The sequence below is a fragment of the Pseudoduganella sp. R-34 genome, assembly GCF_049904655.1.
Taxonomy (GTDB): domain Bacteria; phylum Pseudomonadota; class Gammaproteobacteria; order Burkholderiales; family Burkholderiaceae_D; genus Rugamonas.
On the sequence record NZ_CP184572.1, the window covers coordinates 6207762 to 6226158 of the forward strand.

An 18397-nucleotide genomic window follows, 5' to 3' on the forward strand; every position below is an offset into this window, starting at 1 on the left:
GTTATTTGACGTCCACCAGCTCGACGTCGAAGATCAGGGCCGAGTTGGCAGGAATGCCCGGCATGGAGCGCGAGCCATAAGCCAGTTCCGCCGGGATGATCAGGGTGCGCTTGCCGCCCACCTTCATGCCGACGATGCCCTGGTCCCAGCCCTTGATCACTTTGCCGGTGCCCAGCTTGAAGTCCAGCGGCTCGCCGCGCGGGATCGAGCTGTCGAACTGGCGGCCGCGCTGGTTCTTGGCCAGCGGACGATACAGCCAGCCGGTGTAGTGCATGAAAACGGTGTTGCCGACATTGGCTTCGGCGCCCTTGCCGATCTTGTGATCGGTGACGATCAGTTGCTCTGCGGCTGGACCTGGCTGGGCCGAACCCGGCACGACCGGTCCTGGCTGGGCCGGCGCCGCGGCTTCGGCTTGCGCCGCTGGTGCGGCCGTCGCGGTTGGCTGCGCCGGGGCAGGTTCTTGGGTAGGCTGCTGTGCCTGCGCCAGGCCGGCGGCGCACAGGAATGCGAACAGGATCGAAGTGCGTTTCATGTATATTCGTTAAGTGGTTTTAAAGCGGCTGCCATGATAGCAAAACAAGCTGTGCACAAACTGTTTTTTGCGCTCTGGCCGGACGAGGATGTTCGCCAGGACTTGGTGCGCCTGCAGCAGCCGATGCGTGGGCGACTGGTTCCGTCCGAAAAACTGCACCTGACCATGGCATTTCTTGGCCAGCAACCGGCCGAAGCCTTGCCTGTCTTGCTCGACATCCTGCATGCAACGCATGTGCCGCCGTTGCAGTTGACCGTTGATTGTTATGGCTACTTCAAGCGGCCGCAAATTGCCTGGGCGGGGATGAGTGCTGTGCCTGCCGGGCTGCTGGCCGCACAAGGGGAACTGATGTCGAGGCTGGAGGCGGCGGGGTTCAGCGCCGCGACGCATGGGGAATTCAAGCCGCATATCACGCTGGCGCGCGAGGCGAAGCAGGCGCCAGCGGATTTCAGCGGGGTGCCGGTGGTGTGGAATGTGCAGGGGCTTGCGCTGGTGGAGTCGATGCCGGATGGGCGGTATTTGCCGTTCGCCCAAAACCGGTAAAACGGTGTCTGACCCGCAGGGTCAGACACCGGGCTGCTGCGGCCGCGAGTCAGGTGTCTGACCCTGCGGGTCAGACACCGGTTTACCGGTTTCAGCCTGCTCAGCCAGTTTGCGCAGCAAATGCCCCGCCGCCACCATCCCAAACGTCGCGGTCACAACCATCGCCGAGCCAAAGCCAGCGCAATTAATGCCCGTCAGTCCCGGCTTCGCCGCCTTCTCATCGCCATCGACAGTGCAAGCCTCCCCCGTCTCAGGAAACTTCAAAGGCTCCATCGAAAACACCGCATCCACCCCCAGCTTGTTCTTCGAGTTCGGCGGATAGTTGTACTGGCTGCGCAAACGCCGCCGCACCTTCTTCAGCAAGGGCTCCTGCTCAGTCTTGGACAAATCGCGCACCTCGATCCGGGTCGGATCGGTCTGTCCTCCCGCACTGCCGATCACGATCAGCGGAATCTGCTTGCTGCGGCAATAGTGAATCAGCGCCGTTTTCGATTTGGCTGAATCAATTGCATCCACGACATAGTCGAATTGCTGCGCCCCCACCATCTCATCCAGGTTATCCGGCGTGATGAAATCCTCCACCTGCACCACTTCGCAGAATGGATTGATCTGGGCAATGCGCTCCGCCAGCGCGGTAATCTTGGCCATCCCGATCGTGCCGGACAAGGCCTGGATCTGGCGATTGATATTCGACTCGGCCACATTGTCGAGGTCAATCAGGGTCAGCTTGCCAATGGCAGAGCGCGCCAGCGCCTCCACAATCCACGAGCCCACGCCGCCCACGCCAATGACGCAGACATGTGCGCCACGGAAACGTGCGAGCGCTTTTTCGCCATACAAGCGGGCGATGCCGCCAAAACGGCGGTCAAAATCGATATCTTCCAGAACTGGATCAACTATTTGCGGGGAATTCATCCCGTCATTTTACCGGACCCGGGCTACAATGTTTTCTCTTGCCAAGTTCACCAGACCTGCACCATGAGTAACTCCTTGATCGATACCGCCCCCGGCTATGACCAGCCGATCGCTGTCCTGAAACACTGCCACGACAAGATCCGCAAGCAATTGCAAACCTTGCAAAACCTGCTGAGCCACCTGCCGCAGCACGGCGCCGATGCCGCCGCCCAGCAGGCCGCCCAGGCCGTGCAAAAGTACTTCAACAAGGCTGCCCACCTGCACCACGCCGACGAGGAAAACGACCTCTTTCCCCTGTTGACGGCAGCGGCGCAAGGCGAGGATTCGGCCCTGCTGGCCGAGCTGGGCCCGCAGATCCTCGCTCAGCACAAGCAGATGGACCAGGACTGGGCTATACTCGATTCGCAACTTGATAAGATTGCCAACGGTTCCAGCGCAGCCTTGAATGCCGCCGACGTAGAACGCTTCGTGCAAGCCTATACCTCGCATATGGAAACCGAAGAGGCGCACATCGCGCCCATGGCCAAACGGATACTCAGTCCCGCCCAGATGACCATCCTGGGCGAGGCCATGCAGCAGCGCCGCGGCATCCTGCCGGCGGCCATCGCCGGCGGAATCGCCCTGGCGGACCTGCGCATGGATTATGGCCGCGCCAGCCTGTCGGAAGCCGACACCCTGGCCGACCCGATTGCGCAGTTTGCCAAGTGGTTCAATGAAGCCATGAAGGCGCAGGTGAACGAGCCCAACGCCATGAGCGTGGCCACGGTCGGCAAGAATGGCCGCCCGAGTTCGCGCATCGTGCTGATCAAGCAATACGATGAGCGCGGCTTCACCTGGTACACCAATTACCAGAGCCAGAAAGGCCAGCAGCTCGCGGAGAATCCGCACGCGGCAATCCTGTTCTTCTGGCCCGAGCTTGAACGCCAGGTCAGGATCGAAGGCCGGGTCGAGAAAACCTCCGCCGAAGAGAGCGACAAGTACTTTTACAGCCGCCCGGTGAAGAGCCAGCTGGGGGCCATTGCTTCCCAGCAGAGCCGGCCGATCGCCAGCCGCGAAGCAATGGAAGAGAGTTATGCCGCCGTCGAGGCGGCCAGCGGCGGGCAGCCGCAACGGCCCGAGCACTGGGGCGGTTATCGCCTGGTCCCGGACCGCGTCGAATTCTGGCAAGGGCGCGCCTCGCGCTTCCACGACAGGATAGTCTATGACTTGCAGGACGGTAGCTGGAAAAAGGAACGCATCCAGCCCTGATCCGTCCTTTCACAGGGAAGGGGCAGGCGCATGTTTGTACAAAACCGCATCAACAGCTGGATCAGCAGCATTGCCCCGCAAGTCGCCCTGCCCCTGAGGATCGAGCTGTGGAATGGCCGCAGCTTCGACTTCTCGCAAGAAGCGCCGCGCGTGACGATCCGCGTCCCCAGCCCAGCCGCGGCGCGCTACCTGCTCAAGCCTTCGCTCTCCAGCCTGGGCACCGCCTATGTCGAAGGCGCCATCGAAGTGACCGGACGCGCCGTCGACATGATCAAGGTGGTCAACGCCCTCGCCCGCAGCTCGCTGAATGACAGCAGCAGCCTGGCCCGCATCGCGCGCAGCTTCCACCACAACCGCAAAGGCGATGCGGAAGCGATCCGCTACCACTACGACGTCTCCAACGAGTTCTACCAGCAGTTCCTCGATCCGAACATGGTGTATTCCTGCGCCTACTTCGAAAATGGCGACGAGGACCTGGCTACCGCGCAGATCAAGAAGATCGACCATATCCTGGCCAAGATCCGGCTGCAGCCGGGACAGACGCTGCTTGATATCGGCTGCGGCTGGGGCGCACTGGTGATCCGCGCCGCCCAGAAGTACGGCGCGCGCTGCACCGGTATCACGCTGAGCGAAAACCAGCATGCGCTGGCGCAGGAGCGTGTGCGCGCCGCCGGGCTGTCGGACCTGGTCGAGATTCGCTTGCAGGACTACCGCGACGTGCAAGGCAGCTTCGACCGCATCACCAGCGTCGGCATGTTCGAGCACGTGGGCATCAAGCACCTTGTGGAATACTTCGGGATTATCAACAGGCTGCTGGCCGACGATGGGCTAGTGATGAACCACGGGATTACGTCGACCGATCCGGATAACGGCGAGACGCCGTATGGCGGAGGCGAGTTCATCGAGAAGTATGTCTTCCCGCACGGCGAGCTGGCCCACATCGGTCAAGTACTGAAAGCCATGCAGCAAGGCCAGCTCGAGGCCTACGACGTGGAAAACCTGCGCCGCCACTACGCCCGCACCTGCGCCATCTGGACCGAGAATTTCGAGGACCACGAAGAGAAGGTGCGCGAGCTGGCAGGCGACAAGCGCTTCCGCATCTGGCACGTCTACCTCGCCGGCTGCGCCTATGCCTTCGACCAGGACTGGATCAGTCTTTACCAGATCGTGTGCGGCAAGGCGGGGCGGCATCCTTCTTCGCTTCCCTGGTCGCGGCGCTACATCTACGACGACCACTGATCCCGGCTGGCCGGTTGCACTCGGTTGGCTGGCCAGGTTCCCCTGTAACTCGTTCAATTCCTGCTCTTTGGCCTTTCCGCGATAAACTACCGCCGTTTGTGCAAACTAATCGCAGCATTTTCACAAGTGTACCGGCACAAGAAGTTGCGTCTTACGCTATTAGACGTCATGATTGTAATTTTGAACATGCCAGTATGACGTCTTATGCACGTTGTTAGGTTTATCTGTACGCGCTCATGGCAAGGCACTGGAAAGAAAAACCAGATCCGAGCAAGCACCGCGACTTTATGCGGGATTCACTTCGACGCTTACGGCGCGCCTGCATTAACGCGTTAAGCCGGCACTAAACTTTATGGACATCCAAGAAGAACTTCGCAAGTCGGTAGCGTTGGCAGTTCGTCGATCAGCCGCGACGCTAAAGACAGATGGCCCGCTATTTGGATTCGCACTTGCGACCGATGACGATGTAAGAACTCTTTACCATGTCGCGTGTACCGTCGACTGGGTTCGGGAAAATGAGCTGTCCTACCCTGACATTGGTTTCATCTTTGTCGAGTGGCCTGATTCCGCGCACGATGATCTTTTCTCTCCCATAAGTTCACGCTTGGCTACCCTATCCAATCAAACATCCATCGAACATGCCGCTTGGTCTTCCGCTAGAGATCAAAGATTCAATGCATTGGTACTGGCCCTGAAGGACTGTCGGGACGCAGGAATATTTGATGAGGAAACACTACTGGTTGTGGGCAGCACCGATCCAAGCGAACACCTTCAGGCTCTTGAGATGCAGGCAGCAAAGTTACTCAATAGATCCAAAATCATTAGCGAGTATGCGAGAGCAATTGGGTCGCCCATGGGGTCAACTTAACAATGCATTCAAGCCGACGCCCTGCCTCCACGCTGCGCGCTTCGGCTGCCAGTTACTAGCGAGATACGCAATCACTTATGGATACTCCTTACATTTGCCCCCGCTGTCGCTCGAACCAGTTTGGAGCATTCGTGCAAGGTGGCAGCTATTTCACTCGTTGTTTGAATTGCGGTGATGGTGGGCCAGTGACTAGTTGGCTCGCGTTGTCCGCTCGGCTTACCAGTGAAATACGCGCCGTAGTGGTGGATGAAAATCTCAACGAAATTGAGGTGTTGGGCCAAGCTGCGGGACCGCAAATCAGTAAGGTAATTTCGGAAGCTGCCTACCAAGGGAAGCTGGTCCGTCTAATGAAACCGATGTGACGCAAGTGCCCGCCCCACCCGGCCCAACTGAAGATCCTTGGCGTCACGCCGCAACCTTCCGATCACAGCCTCAACATTCCATTGCCATGACAGCGTGCTAGAATTTTCCGCCAAATCGCAGCATAAGGCCTTGTTTCGGGAGAGTGATCGTGTTGTTGGAAATTGCCTTTGGTGACGCCTATGGCGCAGGTTTCGAATTCTGCAGCCGCGAGAAGATTGAGCGCCACAATAATCTGGCTTCCTATGTGTCCCACGAGTGCGGGATGGCGCCTGGCCGTTATACCGACGATACGCAAATGAGCATGGCAGTTGCGGAAGTCCTGCTGGCATCCACTGACTGGACCAGCGATGCTTTCGCCGACGCGTTTGTTCGCTGTTATAAGCGCGATCCCAGAATGGGTTACGCCAAAGGCCTGCAAAGCTTGCTGGACGACTGTGGCAGCGGCATCGAATTGCGGAAAAAGATCCATCCAAATAGTGCCCGCAATGGCGCTGCAATGCGTTCGGTCCCATTGGGGCTTATCCCAGACAAGCATCTGCTATTGGCGACAGCTCGCGAACAAGCTGTGGTCACTCACGATACGCCAGACGGTATTCTGTCATCACAAGTTGTGGCATTGATGGCGCATCATCTGGTGCATGGACGCGCCACCCTCGAGGACTTGCCACGCATGATCCGAACCGATACTGGGTTCGAGTTGAGAACAGATTGGGCCGGCAACGTCGAATGCGACGCCATCCAGACAGTGCATGCTATGAGTACCGCATTGCTCAGGAACAGGCGCATGTCCGACTTGATGCGCGACTGCGTGAATTTTGGTGGCGACGTCGATAGCGTGGCAGCCATTGCCATGGGGTTGGCATCGCTGACTGAGGAATATACGCCTGATGTTCCATCGCAATTGCGACTTGGCTTGGAATCCGGGAAGTATGGTTCAAATTTTTTGGCACAGCTGGATACGACTTTGGCTGCCCATTTCTCGCGATGAACTCCACCGCTCACCACATATCGCCACACGTCCAAGCCTTAAGCGCCGAACATGCGGCGCAATATCGCGCGCTTGTGTTGCACGGCTATGAGCAAGAGCCGGATGCTTTCACGGCTACGCCGGAAGAACGCGCTGGCTTGCCCTTGTCCTGGTGGGAGCAGCGCATCGGCGGCCCCGGCCAGGACATCATTGCTTTTGGCGCGTTCAACGATGCACAACTGATCGGCGTGGTGGCTGTGGAATTCTCAGTCCGGCCGAAGACCCGCCACAAGGCTCACTTGATTGGCATGTACGTGGAAAAGGTATGGCGCGGCAAGGGCCTCGGCCGCCAATTGGTGGATATCGCGCTCAACCAGGCCAGGCAGCGGCCTGGCGTGGCAGTCGTGACGCTGACCGCCACCGAGGGCAACGCCCCCGCCATCGCCCTCTATGAGGCAGCAGGCTTCCGCAGCTTCGGGATCGAGCCGATGGCAATACGAACCGCGATGGGATTTCGGGCAAAAGTTCACATGTGGCTCGCGCTATAGCGTTTACACTATCGGTTTCATGTAAACAATCAATTAGATCAATCAATACTCTTGCTTTAGCCTAAGGTTTCCCTGACAACAACAAGGAGAAACCGTGATGAGCAATCGCAAACTCGCCGTGCTGGCCATGCTGGCAGGCCTTCTTCCACTCTTCGAACCGCAGCTCGCCTACGCCGCCGACAAGGTAGCCGGCGGGCAGAACTGGTGGCCCGAGAAACTGGACCTCCAACCGCTACGCCAGCATTCCCCCGAATCCAATCCCTACGGCGCAAACTTCAACTACGCCAAAGAATTCCAGAGCCTCGACCTGAAGGCAGTCAAAAAAGACATCAACGCAGCCCTGACCAATTCCCAGCCCTGGTGGCCGGCAGACTACGGCAACTACGGTCCATTCTTCATCCGCATGGCATGGCACAGCGCCGGCACCTATCGCGTAGGCGATGGCCGCGGCGGTGCGGCCAGCGGCCAGCAGCGCTTCGAACCGCTGAATAGCTGGCCCGACAACGTCAGCCTGGACAAGGCGCGCCGCTTGCTGTGGCCAGTCAAACAGAAATACGGCCGCAAGATTTCCTGGGCCGACCTGATGGTCCTGGCCGGCAATGTGGCGATGGAAAACATGGGCTTCAAGACCATCGGTTTTGCCGGTGGGCGCACCGATGCCTGGGAAGCCGACAAGGTATTCTGGGGCGCCGAAAACAAATGGCTGGGCGCCGACCGCTTCAGCGGCAAGCGTGAGCTGAAAGGCGCGCTGGCCGCCACCCAGATGGGCCTGATCTACGTGAATCCTGAAGGCCCCGAAGGCAAGCCTGATCCGATCGCCGCCGCAGCCGATATTCGCCAGGCTTTCGGCCGCATGGCCATGGACGACGAGGAGATCGTCGCCCTGATCGCCGGCGGCCACACCTTCGGCAAGGCGCATGGCGCGCACAAGCCCGAAGAATGCGTGGGCGCAGATCCTGCTGGCGCCGCGCTGGAGCAGCAAGGGTTAGGCTGGCAGAACAAATGCGGCAAGGGTAATGCCGAGGATTCGGTGACCAGCGGACTGGAAGGCTCCTGGACCTCGAACCCTATTGCATTCACCACGCAATACCTGGACAACCTGTTTGCCTTCGACTGGGTGCAAAGCAAGAGCCCCGCCGGCGCCACGCAGTGGGTGCCAAGCACGCCGGATGCAGCGAACCTGACGCCGGATGCACACATCGCCGGCAAGCGCCACGCCCCGATCATGTTCACCACCGACTTGTCGCTGAAGGAAGACCCCGAGTTCCGCAAGATCGCCAAACGCTTCCAGCAAGATCCGAAGCTGTTTGCCGACGCCTTCGCCCGGGCATGGTTCAAGCTGACCCACCGCGACATGGGCCCAAGCGCCCGCTACATTGGCGCCGACGTACCGAAGCAGGCTTTCCTGTGGCAAGACCCGATTCCCGCGCCAAGCTATGCCGCCATCGGCAGCCAGGATGCGGCACAGCTGAAGGAGAAAATCCTGTCGTCCGGCCTGAGCACGCAGGATCTGGTCAAGACGGCGTGGGCCGCCGCTGCCAGCTACCGCGGCAGCGACAAGCGGGGCGGCATCAACGGCGCCCGCATCCGTCTCGCGCCGCAGAAGGATTGGGCGGTGAACGAACCTGAGCAACTGGCCAAGGTGCTGGCCAAGCTTGAAACCATCCAGGCCGATTTCAACAAGGCCCAGAAAGGCGGCAAGAAAGTCTCGCTGGCCGACCTGATTGTCCTCGGTGGCAATGCGGCAATCGAGAAGGCAGCGAAAGCGGGCGGCCATGCCGTGCAAGTCCCGTTCAAGCCGGGCCGCGCCGACGTGACCCAGGCGCAGACCGATGTCAAATCCTTCGCCGTGCTGGAGCCGAAAGCCGATGGCTTCCGCAACTACTATGACAGCGAGAGCAAGCTGTCGCCCGCAGAAGCACTGGTAGAAAAAGCCAACCTGCTCAACCTGACGGTGCCTGAAATGACGGTGCTGATAGGCGGCCTGCGCGCCCTCGATGCAAACTATGGCCACTCGGCCAATGGAGTGCTGACCAGCAAGCCGGGTACCCTGAACAACGACTTCTTCGTCAACCTGCTGGCCATGGACACCAAATGGAACAAGGCGCCCGGCGTGGACGGCCTGTACGAGGGCCGCGACCGCAGTAGCGGTGAACTGAAATGGAAGGCGACACCGGTGGACCTGGTGTTCGGTTCGAATTCGGAACTGCGCGCTGTGGCCGAAGTCTATGCTGCAAACGATAGTCGTGAAAAATTCGTCAGGGACTTCGTGGCCGCCTGGAACAAGGTCATGAACCTGGACCGCTTCGATTAAAGACCGCAGCCCTGTGGGGAGTGATTGAACAGAGCTCCCCGCAGGCATCCTCCGCCTGCTTACTGGCCTGCCGAACAGCACGCCGGAAACGCCGAGGTGACCAGTGCATAAGCGGCATGCTACCATTTGCAAAAAAGTTAATTTGAGCGTGAATCAATGTTCTGGAACCGCAACAAGAAACCCACAGCCACTCCCGCCGAACCCAGGGAGCATCACTACGTCTTTGCCCACATCCTGGTGAGAGAAGTTTGCTCACAAGATCCGTTGCGCTTTTTTGCTTTGGTCGCTTCGCCCGAGCAGGAACATTTCGTCGGATGGCTGTGGGAAATGACTGCGAAGCAGGTTGGCAGGCCAATCACCGACTTCGACGCGCGTCAGTTGGTAGTAAGCACCTTCCGGATTCAGGATTCGCCAACCGTTCTGCTGAAGATGCCGGCTCCAATAGCGGCGGCAGAGGCCCACATGGTTGCAGTTGTCCTCACCGACTTCCCCAAAGACGAGGCGTCGGAAAGCAAAGGAGGCTTCCGCTATTTCACCCTTGAGCACGGCGTGAACCTGGACGACTCGACCAGGACCGTCTTCTGCGAATGGGATAATGAAGGCCACAAGAACTTTGGCGATGGACCTTCGCCAACCGTTGAAGCCTTCGCAGCTGCTATTGAAGCGAGACTTTGATCCTTGAGCAAGCGCTGGATAGGCTTCGGCTCTAGCGGAATGTACCGCGCAATTGAACTTCAACACGGGACGGAGCCCTCAGCCAATCTCGATGCCTACTGCGCGCTGAAGCCGTGATGAGCAACGCGTTATCTGAAAGATCAACATGAAGATGTATATTCTTGTTCGAGACGACATTCCGCTTGGCTTTGCCATGGTGGCAGTTGCGCACGCATCACTCGCGGGCTATCTGAAGTTTCAAGACTCTCCCGAAGTGAAGGAGTGGCTTTCTGGTCCGTTCTTCAAGGCCGTCTGCAAAGCCAATCCAAAGGAGTTCGAGAACGGCAAGCTCGTTCCGGACCACGTTGTCCTCACCGAATCTGCCCTTGGCAACCAGGAAGTCGCCATCGTTTTCAAGCCGCGCTCTGAATGGCCAAAGATGTTCAAGTTCCTGCGACTCTACCGTGCTTGACCCCTGCAGACCAAACGACGAGGCACGCACAATCGCCGTGCCACCACTGGAAAGCCCGACTTGAGAGAAGTAAAGCGAGGGCAGTTGTTGCTGCTGACGATATTTCTAATGTTGAACGGCCTCGACATCGTGCTGCTGCTTGGCCAGCTTTTTCACGGCAACGTTCAGCGCGCGTTACCTGTTTCGATCCGCTTAACGCTAACGCTTGTCTTGCTGTCCTATCTTTACAGGGGCTTCGTGAGGGCGCGCGTGGTTACCGGCGTGCTGCTTCTTGTCGCGACAATCTACGGCGCCGTTGCAGCGGCTTCGCTGCAGTCATGGGTCTTGTGGGCACTGCTTGCCTCGTATAGTTTCTCGCTGTATGTTGTATGCCTCTCGCCTTCAGTTCGAAAGTTCTTCGCAGCACAAAAAGCACAACGCACTCACATTCCGCAGGAAGTCCCTGCCAATGGCAATGAACGAAATTTACATCAGTACTGACGTCGAAACCGACGGACCGATTCCTGGCCCCCACTCGATGCTCAGCTTCGGATCCGCTGCATACACTGCGGATAAGAAACTCGTATCGACCTTCTCCGCCAACCTTGAGACATTGGAGGGCGCGGCGCCACACCCAGAAACCGCAAAATGGTGGGCAACGCAGCCGGACGCATGGGCGGCCTGCAGAAAGGACCTGCAGCCTCCAATGACTGCAATGCTCGCCTACGTGGAGTGGATTAAAGGGCTCAAGGGCAAGCCGGTATTCGTGGCATATCCGGCAGGCTTCGATTTTCTCTTTGTCTACTGGTACCTCATGCGTTTCGTCGGCGAAAGTCCTTTCAGCCATTCGGCCCTGGACATGAAGACTTATGCGATGGCGGTCCTCAAGACCGGATATCGCGAGAGCACAAAACGCAACATGCCAAAGGAATGGTTCGACAAGCTGCCGCACACACACGTGGCATTGGACGACGCAATTGAGCAAGGAGCGCTGTTCTGTAATATGTTGAAGTCCAACCTGCGCCAATCACGATAGTGCACGGCGGCTTACAAAAGCTCATGCTTTCCGCTAACTACACATCCGAAAATATCTGCCGCGCGCTTGGGCTGGGCGGCTTTGCGAACGATTGGCAACTTGCTGAATCCGATGAGTGCGTTCGCGTCCTATTAAAGCCATCCTTCCACCGAGAGGTCTGCATTTCTGTGCTGAGCAAGGCAGGAAACGTGTCGGTCTCCGTGGTCGCAGCGCTGTCCCAAATCTGGCTTCAGGATTGGCCCCTGCCACAGTTGACGCAGGTGGAACAGGAGGCCGGGGCCATCACCGAGCAGCAGTTCGTTCGTTTGTTGTCCTTGTTGAAATTGGCCGACAAGCAGGAACGCCCCTCGCGTACCGTCATCATGGATGGAATGCAGGCCCATACAGTCCTGCGCGTAGATCGTGAAGGCAAACTGAACCAGGAGCAAAACGTTAGCGAAGACGAGAGCTACACCTGCTTTGTCACAGAGGTAATCAAACAATCCCATGGCGCGATCAGTGGCGCCACAATTCGCAATGCCCTTGCCGATGCCGCGAGTTATGCGGGCTTACGGATCCCGCTCGAAGCAGTACCTCGACCAAAGGACCTTGTGCGCACACTGGTGCTGGGAAGCCAGGAGGAGTCGGCTCAACTCTTCGAGGCTCTTCGCAAGCAGCATGAAGGCTAAGACGATTTAGCTGGTCCTTTCATACATGACGTCAGACCTCAACACGTATTTGGTGCCCGCGCTGATCTCTGCTCCTTGGTGTGACTGATTGTGCGGGAAGACCAGCAGCATGCCTTCCTGCGGGCGCACGGTCTCCCACCTGAACTGGGTGTCGCCGCCTTCGAAGCCGGCATTCAGGTAGATCAGGAACGTGAGCAGGCTCACCTCGTCCGGCGACTTCTCGAACGAGCCATCCTTGTGCCATTTGAAGTACTCACCGCGTCCGTACCGATAAAAACGAAAACGTTCGTTCAGGCCGCTCAGGCGCCACTCACCCATGGTCGCTGGGAGCAACGGCGCGGCACGCGTGAATAGCAACTCGGCCAGGCATGGATCGTCGAAGATCACCCGGTCGTTGTTGCGAATGTCCGTGCGCCGAACCGATCCCATAGGGAGATTGACTTCAGAGGGCTGGTAGCCCATCTGCTCGCCCATTGCGATGTAGTGCTGACATTCGGCTTCATCGAGGAATTGATTTACCGTGAAGACGCCAAGACCCAGTTGTTCTGCTTTCATGATGTCGCCTTATTTTCTTTGTTAGTGCAAATAATACACTAAGTTATTTTCTTTTGACACTAAGGGGATTAAAATGGCCGCCTATGAGCGAGGACATCAATGAGCAGCCGCGAGACTGAGCAGGAATTTCTGCGGAAATACAATATTCATGACTTCGACGTGCCCCTGACCAGCGTCGACCTGGTCATTCTCACGATTCGAGAAAATGCGCTGCACGTCCTGCTGGTACGCCGAGGCGAACACCCGCACAAGGGACGCTGGGCGCTGCCTGGCGGCTTCATCGACGTTCACCGCGACGCCGACCTTGATGCCACGGCGCTGCGCAAGCTACGCGAGAAGACGGGCGTCGAGGCGCCCTACCTCGAACAACTGCAAGGCTTCGGCAGCGCTACGCGCGATCCGCGCGGCTGGTCCGCGACCTTCGCCTACTTCGCCTTGATCGGATCGGACGGCGTGGAGCTGCACCATGGTTCCGGCAGCGACGCGGCCAGTTGGCATCCGGTGGATGGCTTGACGGCGAAAGATGCGCTGGCGTTCGACCACGCAACGATCCTCGACGTGGCCCTGCAGCGCGTGCGCAACAAGGTCGAGTACACGTCGATCCCCGTGCATTTGCTGGCGCCCGAATTCACCTTGTCGGACCTGCAGCGCGTGTACGAAACCATCCTGGGGCGCGCGGTGGAGAAGAGCGCATTCCGCAAGCGGATCAAGGAGGGCGATTTCCTCGAAGAGATTCCAGGCAAGCAGCGCCACGGCAGCAACCGGCCGGCCCAGTTGTACCGCCTTCGCGCCGGCCATCCAACGGTCTACTTCAATCGCGTAATGAGCGCTGGAGGTTGAGCCTATGTTGAAGCCTCGCGTGGTACGCTATCTGCGCCCACTCTCGTATGTCCCGATCTTCCTTGTAATCGCCGCGCTTGTTTGGGACAATTTTCGTCCCAGGGGACAAGCCTGTCCAAGCATGTCTTGCGTCGGACAAGGCCTGGGCGAGGCGATGGCGCTGATGTGCGCACTCGTCGTGGCAATTATTCTGGGTGCTGTGCTCAACATCGCATCGTTCCGGCGCCAGGAATCGCCCAGGTCGACGCTGCGGAAGCTTGAACTTTGGCTGTTCGTGTCGCCGTTCATTCTGACGTTGGGATTCGTCATCCTCTTCATCCTCAGATAGCAGTAGGAGCCGCAATGTCTACCCTTGAGCGAGCCGTCGAAATTGCAGCTGCAGCCCATGCCGGCCAGGTCGACAAGGCCGGCCAGCCCTATATCCTGCATCCACTGCGGGTAATGCTTCGCGTCTCTACCAATGACGAGCGCATGGCAGCGGTGCTGCATGACGTGGTGGAAGACACGCCGGTTACATTGGCGCAGTTGACAGAGGCCGGCTTTCCAGCTGAAGTAGTCGAAGCCATTGAGGCGCTTACCAAGCGCTCCGGCGAAACCAGGATGCAGGCCGCGGCACGCGCAGCATTGAATCCGATTGCACGCGTCGTCAAGCTCGCCGACAATGCGGAAAACATGGACCTGAGCCGCATCGCCAACCCGACCGAGAAAGACTTCGCGCGGGTTGAGGAATACAAACAGGTTCGCGCCCTCTTACTGAATTCGGATTCAAATTGACACGCACGCTGGACATCGCACTTGCCCTTGGCCTCGGAGCAGTACTGCTCACGGCAGTTTTCATCTTCGGTGATCCAGCCTATCTGGGTCCATGGTATTACCTGCTGGCCTGGGGCGGCGTGATCGGCCTGATCCAGATTGGCAAAGCACCTCCTTTGTCTACTTTGGGCGCTACGACTGCCTTGACTGTGACCCTCCTCGGCTACTGGGCATGGCAAGCCTCGCTGCCGCGACCAGAGGGATTGCTTGGACTCGGCCATTTGTTCTCACTGCCCGGCCTTGCGCTGGCGGCAGTCGCTGTTGCAGTGCTCGCGCGGCGCCGTGGCTTGAAGCCTGCCAGCGCTTTTGCCGCGACCTTCGCCGCATGTTCCGCAGGTTTCTGTATCGCGCAGTTCATTGTTTGCAGGACTGCCCTCTATTGCGGGGCGATCTCGGGAATGTGATTTGCTGAAGGAGTTTCCGCCATGAAGACTGCTGTTGGACCATTCAATACCGTCGAAACTTACCTGCACCTTGGCCCTGATGGAACTTCGGTGCCACTTGAAGTCAACGAATCGTTCTGGCAAGACCTGACTTCGGGCGCATTCGCCCACCTCGGGCCGGGGCGGCTGGTATCGACTTATGACTTCAGCGAGGACTGGGCAAGCTGGGAGCAGCACCCGGCCGGCGAAGAAGTTGTCGCCCTGATTTCTGGCGCCATCCAATTCGTGCTGGAAGTGGATGGCGGCGAACGCAAGGTTGAGTTAGACCAGCCCGGTCAATTCCTCATCGTCCCACGCGGCACCTGGCACACGGCGAACATCGCGCGCCAGGCCAAGGTCCTGTTCATTACTCCCGGCGAGGGTACAAGCCACCGTCCAAGGGTTTGATGATGGCCATAGCATAGTTCAGCCCGAGATATGCGCCGAGTGAAATCGCTGCGAGCCTGACGGTGCCGGGCGGACGCCGGCTGGCTACTTGAGCTTCTCGGCGTACATCTTACGGAACTTGGCCACCTTGGGCGCCACCACGAAGGCGCAATAGCCTTGCAGCGGATGCTGGGCGAAGTAGTTCTGGTGGTAGTCCTCGGCCTTGTAGAACGGCGCGGACGGCGCCAGTTCGGTGACGATCGGCGCGTCCCAGACATGGGCCATCTCGGCGATCACCTGCCGCGCAGTGGCTTCCTGCTCAGGAGTTTCGTAGAAGATCACGGAGCGGTACTGGGTGCCAACGTCATTGCCCTGGCGATTCAGGGTAGTCGGGTCGTGAATGGTAAAGAAGATGACCAGCAGGTCGCGGTAGCTGACTTGGGCCGGGTCGAATTCCAGCCGCACCACTTCGGCGTGACCGGTTTCACCGGTACACACCTGTTCATACGTGGGATTCGGCTGCGCGCCGCCCATGTATCCCGATTCGACCTTGGTGACACCTTTCGCCTCCAGGTACACCGCCTCGGTGCACCAGAAACATCCACCGCCCAGGATTGCTACTTCAGCCATATCGCCCTCCTCACGTACCGGAAGTATTACTGTAGCGCAAATCGGCGCGCACTGCTCAAAAAGTGCCGCCTTAGCTAAAATCCCCGTCGCTTTCGCCAAAGGTTAGACTATCGTTCTTTGGCATAATCTCTTTGAAACAAACAGGTCCCGCATGAATACCAGCTCCCCACGCGCCGCCTCGCGCGAATTCGACAGTGTGCATTTTCGCCAGGCACTGTCGCAATTTGCCACGGGTGTGACCGTGATTACCACGCGGCTCGCTGATGGCAGTTTCCGTGGCTTGACGGCCAGCTCCTTCAATTCCGTCTCGCTCGACCCGCCATTGGTGCTGTGGAGCCTGGGCACCGGCGCCAACAGCCTGCCCATATTCAGCGGTAACTCGCACTATGTGATCAATGTGCTGAGCGCCGACCAGGCCCATTTGGCCAAGCTGTTTTCGACCCGCACGGAAGACCCGTTCGGCACGGTCGAATTCGAGCTGTCGCGCACCGGCCAGCCGATCCTGAAGGGCTGCACGGCGTGGTTTGAATGCCACAACCGCAGCCGCTACCCGGAGGGCGACCACGTGATTTTCGTGGGCGAGGTTGAACATTGCGAGTTTGCAGGAAACGCACCGCTGGTTTTCCACGGCGGGAAGTTCCGCGACCTGTTGAAATGATTGATTTTTTATAAACAAAGAGAGACAGGAAGCATAATGAGCAAAGCCGCATTCCACTGGGACGATCCCCTGCTGCTGAACGACCAGCTGACCGACGACGAGCGCATGGTGCGCGACGCCGCCGCGGCTTATTGCCAGGACAAGCTGGCTCCGCGCATCCTGGAAGCCTTCCGCCACGAGCAGATGGACACTTCCATCTTCCGCGAAATGGGCGAACTGGGCCTGCTGGGCCCTACCATCCCTGAGCAATACGGCGGCCCTGGCCTGAACTACGTGGCTTACGGCCTGATCGCGCGCGAAGTGGAACGTGTCGATTCCGGCTACCGCTCGATGATGTCGGTGCAGTCCTCGCTGGTGATGGTGCCGATCTATGAATTCGGCACCGAAGCCCAGAAACAGAAATACCTGCCAAAGCTGGCCACCGGCGAGTGGATCGGCTGCTTCGGCCTGACCGAGCCAAACCACGGTTCCGATCCAGGCTCGATGATCACCCGCGCCAAGAAGGTGCCAGGCGGCTACTCGCTGACCGGCTCCAAGATGTGGATCACCAACTCGCCGGTAGCCGACGTATTCGTGGTGTGGGCGAAGGACGATGAAGGCGCGATCCGCGGCTTCGTGCTGGAAAAAGGCATGAAAGGCCTGTCGGCCCCTGCGATCCACGGCAAGTTCGGCCTGCGCGCTTCGATCACTGGCGAAATCGTGATGGACGAAGTGTTCTGCCCGGAAGAAAACGCCTTCCCGGACGTACGCGGCCTGAAAGGCCCGTTCACCTGCCTGAATTCGGCCCGCTACGGCATCGCCTGGGGCGCGCTGGGCGCGGCGGAAGCCTGCTGGCATACCGCCCGCCAGTACACGCTGGACCGCAAGCAGTTCGGCCGTCCACTGGCGGCGAACCAGCTGGTGCAGAAGAAGCTGGCCGACATGCAGACCGAAATCACCCTCGGCCTGCAAGGCTGCCTGCGCCTGGGCCGCATGAAGGACGAAGGTACTGCCGCCGTCGAAATCACCTCCATCATGAAGCGCAACTCCTGCGGCAAGTCGCTGGACATCGCTCGCGTAGCGCGCGATATGCTGGGCGGTAATGGCATCTCCGATGAATTCGGCATCATCCGCCATATGGTGAACCTGGAAGTGGTCAACACCTACGAAGGCACGCACGACATCCACGCCCTGATCCTCGGCCGCGCGATGACTGGCATCCAGGCCTTCCAATAAAGCAAGAAATGTCCACCCGGGGTCAGGAACCGAGTGGACAAATGTTTCCTGCCAGCCCCGCCGCGAGCGGGGCATTTTATTGATGCTTAGACCGGCTGCGTGAGGAAATTGAGATTGGCCGCTGCGGTGGCTTTTCCTTTCGCAGCACCCTTCTTGCCGTCCGTCGACAGCTTCTGCCAACGATCGACGAAATCTGATAGCGCGTGCATCAGCGCGACTTGTCCCTGCGCCTTGGCGATGATCTCGCCGAGCTCCTTGTGCAGGCGGCTCGATTCATCCACGATCTTCTGCGTCGGCGATTCAGTCGACACCGGGCCAAAGCGATGCATGAACGCTTCATGCGCTTCGCGCAAGCGCGCAATCATATTGGCCATGTCGAGATAGGCTGCCGCGGCTGCGGCACGGGCGCCATCCGTGCTGCCAGGGTCGGAGGCAGCGTCTTCGAATTCATTCTGCTTTGCTTTGAGCCGCCGCAGGGAGTCGAAGTAGTCCAGCATGTATTGTTCGGTGAGTGACGCCATCTTCGCCTCC

At 59.0% G+C, this 18397-nt stretch carries 24 protein-coding genes; 19 read left to right on the forward strand and 5 right to left on the reverse strand.

Translation table 11 applies throughout. The annotated features are described in order from the left end of the window. Nucleotide 1: 1 nt before the first annotated feature. Nucleotides 2-532: an FKBP-type peptidyl-prolyl cis-trans isomerase gene (locus ACN9MW_RS28575; RefSeq protein WP_426165281.1), complete on the reverse strand. Its 531-nt coding sequence runs from the start codon at nucleotides 530-532 to the stop codon at nucleotides 2-4. 33 nt (nucleotides 533-565) lie between these two features. Here ACN9MW_RS28575 and thpR point away from each other — a divergent pair, with 33 nt between their 5' ends. Further along, nucleotides 566-1075, forward strand: coding sequence for an RNA 2',3'-cyclic phosphodiesterase (thpR, locus tag ACN9MW_RS28580; RefSeq protein ID WP_426165283.1), 510 nt, complete (start codon nucleotides 566-568; stop codon nucleotides 1073-1075). A gap of 21 nt (nucleotides 1076-1096) precedes the next feature. Here the strand turns inward: thpR and tcdA are convergent, their stop codons facing one another. After that, nucleotides 1097-1990, reverse strand: coding sequence for a tRNA cyclic N6-threonylcarbamoyladenosine(37) synthase TcdA (gene tcdA / locus ACN9MW_RS28585; RefSeq protein ID WP_426165285.1), 894 nt, complete (start codon nucleotides 1988-1990; stop codon nucleotides 1097-1099). A 63-nt stretch (nucleotides 1991-2053) separates the two neighbouring features. Here tcdA and pdxH point away from each other — a divergent pair, with 63 nt between their 5' ends. The 11 genes from pdxH to ACN9MW_RS28640 all read left to right on the forward strand — a co-directional run bounded on the left by pdxH (nucleotide 2054) and on the right by ACN9MW_RS28640 (nucleotide 12346). Further along, nucleotides 2054-3238: a pyridoxamine 5'-phosphate oxidase gene (pdxH, locus tag ACN9MW_RS28590; RefSeq protein WP_426165287.1), complete on the forward strand. Its 1185-nt coding sequence runs from the start codon at nucleotides 2054-2056 to the stop codon at nucleotides 3236-3238. Nucleotides 3239-3268: 30 nt separating this feature from the next. Further along, nucleotides 3269-4477, forward strand: a complete 1209-nt coding sequence (locus ACN9MW_RS28595) for a class I SAM-dependent methyltransferase (protein ID WP_426165289.1) — start codon at nucleotides 3269-3271, stop codon at nucleotides 4475-4477. 352 nt (nucleotides 4478-4829) lie between these two features. Then, a complete protein-coding gene (locus ACN9MW_RS28600; protein WP_426165291.1) occupies nucleotides 4830-5345 on the forward strand; it encodes a DUF4303 domain-containing protein in 516 nt (171 codons plus the stop codon). Between the two features lie 511 nt (nucleotides 5346-5856). Beyond that, entirely contained in the window at nucleotides 5857-6696 is an 840-nt protein-coding gene (locus ACN9MW_RS28605) for an ADP-ribosylglycohydrolase family protein (RefSeq protein ID WP_426165293.1), read from the forward strand. Beyond that, nucleotides 6693-7223 carry a GNAT family N-acetyltransferase gene (locus tag ACN9MW_RS28610; RefSeq protein WP_426165295.1) on the forward strand — a complete coding sequence of 177 codons (531 nt, stop codon included), beginning with the start codon at nucleotides 6693-6695 and terminating at the stop codon, nucleotides 7221-7223. The genes ACN9MW_RS28605 and ACN9MW_RS28610 overlap by 4 nt, the downstream gene beginning before the upstream one ends. A gap of 97 nt (nucleotides 7224-7320) precedes the next feature. Then, on the forward strand, nucleotides 7321-9537 hold the full coding sequence (katG, locus tag ACN9MW_RS28615) for a catalase/peroxidase HPI (protein ID WP_426165297.1): 2217 nt from the start codon (nucleotides 7321-7323) through the stop codon (nucleotides 9535-9537). Between the two features lie 156 nt (nucleotides 9538-9693). Beyond that, a complete protein-coding gene (locus ACN9MW_RS28620; protein WP_426165299.1) occupies nucleotides 9694-10212 on the forward strand; it encodes a hypothetical protein in 519 nt (172 codons plus the stop codon). A 145-nt stretch (nucleotides 10213-10357) separates the two neighbouring features. Then, the gene (locus ACN9MW_RS28625) at nucleotides 10358-10663 is read left to right on the forward strand and encodes a hypothetical protein (protein ID WP_426165301.1); all 306 of its coding nucleotides are present in this window, start codon (nucleotides 10358-10360) and stop codon (nucleotides 10661-10663) included. Between the two features lie 108 nt (nucleotides 10664-10771). Then, complete coding sequence (locus ACN9MW_RS28630; RefSeq protein ID WP_426165303.1) at nucleotides 10772-11143, forward strand: hypothetical protein; 372 nt, start codon at nucleotides 10772-10774, stop codon at nucleotides 11141-11143. Further along, a complete protein-coding gene (locus ACN9MW_RS28635; RefSeq protein ID WP_426172326.1) occupies nucleotides 11118-11678 on the forward strand; it encodes an exonuclease in 561 nt (186 codons plus the stop codon). The genes ACN9MW_RS28630 and ACN9MW_RS28635 overlap by 26 nt, the downstream gene beginning before the upstream one ends. A 23-nt stretch (nucleotides 11679-11701) precedes the next feature. Then, nucleotides 11702-12346: a hypothetical protein gene (locus ACN9MW_RS28640; protein ID WP_426165305.1), complete on the forward strand. Its 645-nt coding sequence runs from the start codon at nucleotides 11702-11704 to the stop codon at nucleotides 12344-12346. A 6-nt stretch (nucleotides 12347-12352) separates the two neighbouring features. Here the strand turns inward: ACN9MW_RS28640 and ACN9MW_RS28645 are convergent, their stop codons facing one another. Next, complete coding sequence (locus ACN9MW_RS28645; protein WP_426165307.1) at nucleotides 12353-12901, reverse strand: prolyl hydroxylase family protein; 549 nt, start codon at nucleotides 12899-12901, stop codon at nucleotides 12353-12355. 99 nt (nucleotides 12902-13000) lie between these two features. Here ACN9MW_RS28645 and ACN9MW_RS28650 point away from each other — a divergent pair, with 99 nt between their 5' ends. Genes ACN9MW_RS28650 through ACN9MW_RS28670 form a run of 5 tightly spaced genes read left to right on the forward strand, consistent with a single transcriptional unit; the run spans nucleotide 13001 to nucleotide 15384 of the window. Next, complete coding sequence (locus tag ACN9MW_RS28650) at nucleotides 13001-13741, forward strand: NUDIX hydrolase (RefSeq protein ID WP_426165309.1); 741 nt, start codon at nucleotides 13001-13003, stop codon at nucleotides 13739-13741. 4 nt (nucleotides 13742-13745) lie between these two features. Beyond that, on the forward strand, nucleotides 13746-14069 hold the full coding sequence (locus tag ACN9MW_RS28655) for a hypothetical protein (RefSeq protein ID WP_426165311.1): 324 nt from the start codon (nucleotides 13746-13748) through the stop codon (nucleotides 14067-14069). Between the two features lie 14 nt (nucleotides 14070-14083). Continuing rightward, nucleotides 14084-14515, forward strand: coding sequence for an HD domain-containing protein (locus ACN9MW_RS28660; protein WP_426165313.1), 432 nt, complete (start codon nucleotides 14084-14086; stop codon nucleotides 14513-14515). Then, nucleotides 14512-14958, forward strand: a complete 447-nt coding sequence (locus ACN9MW_RS28665; RefSeq protein ID WP_426165314.1) for a hypothetical protein — start codon at nucleotides 14512-14514, stop codon at nucleotides 14956-14958. The genes ACN9MW_RS28660 and ACN9MW_RS28665 overlap by 4 nt, the downstream gene beginning before the upstream one ends. 21 nt (nucleotides 14959-14979) lie before the next feature. After that, entirely contained in the window at nucleotides 14980-15384 is a 405-nt protein-coding gene (locus ACN9MW_RS28670) for a cupin domain-containing protein (protein WP_426165316.1), read from the forward strand. Nucleotides 15385-15468: 84 nt separating this feature from the next. Here the strand turns inward: ACN9MW_RS28670 and msrA are convergent, their stop codons facing one another. Continuing rightward, nucleotides 15469-15993, reverse strand: a complete 525-nt coding sequence (gene msrA, locus ACN9MW_RS28675) for a peptide-methionine (S)-S-oxide reductase MsrA (protein ID WP_426165318.1) — start codon at nucleotides 15991-15993, stop codon at nucleotides 15469-15471. A 151-nt stretch (nucleotides 15994-16144) separates the two neighbouring features. On the opposite strand from msrA, the gene ACN9MW_RS28680 reads away from it, so the two are divergent. Beyond that, nucleotides 16145-16651 carry a flavin reductase family protein gene (locus tag ACN9MW_RS28680; protein ID WP_426165320.1) on the forward strand — a complete coding sequence of 169 codons (507 nt, stop codon included), beginning with the start codon at nucleotides 16145-16147 and terminating at the stop codon, nucleotides 16649-16651. Nucleotides 16652-16687: 36 nt separating this feature from the next. After that, the gene (locus ACN9MW_RS28685) at nucleotides 16688-17866 is read left to right on the forward strand and encodes an acyl-CoA dehydrogenase (protein ID WP_426165322.1); all 1179 of its coding nucleotides are present in this window, start codon (nucleotides 16688-16690) and stop codon (nucleotides 17864-17866) included. 86 nt (nucleotides 17867-17952) lie between these two features. Here the strand turns inward: ACN9MW_RS28685 and ACN9MW_RS28690 are convergent, their stop codons facing one another. Then, nucleotides 17953-18387, reverse strand: a complete 435-nt coding sequence (locus tag ACN9MW_RS28690; protein ID WP_426165324.1) for a hypothetical protein — start codon at nucleotides 18385-18387, stop codon at nucleotides 17953-17955. Between the last annotated feature and the right edge of the window lie 10 nt (nucleotides 18388-18397).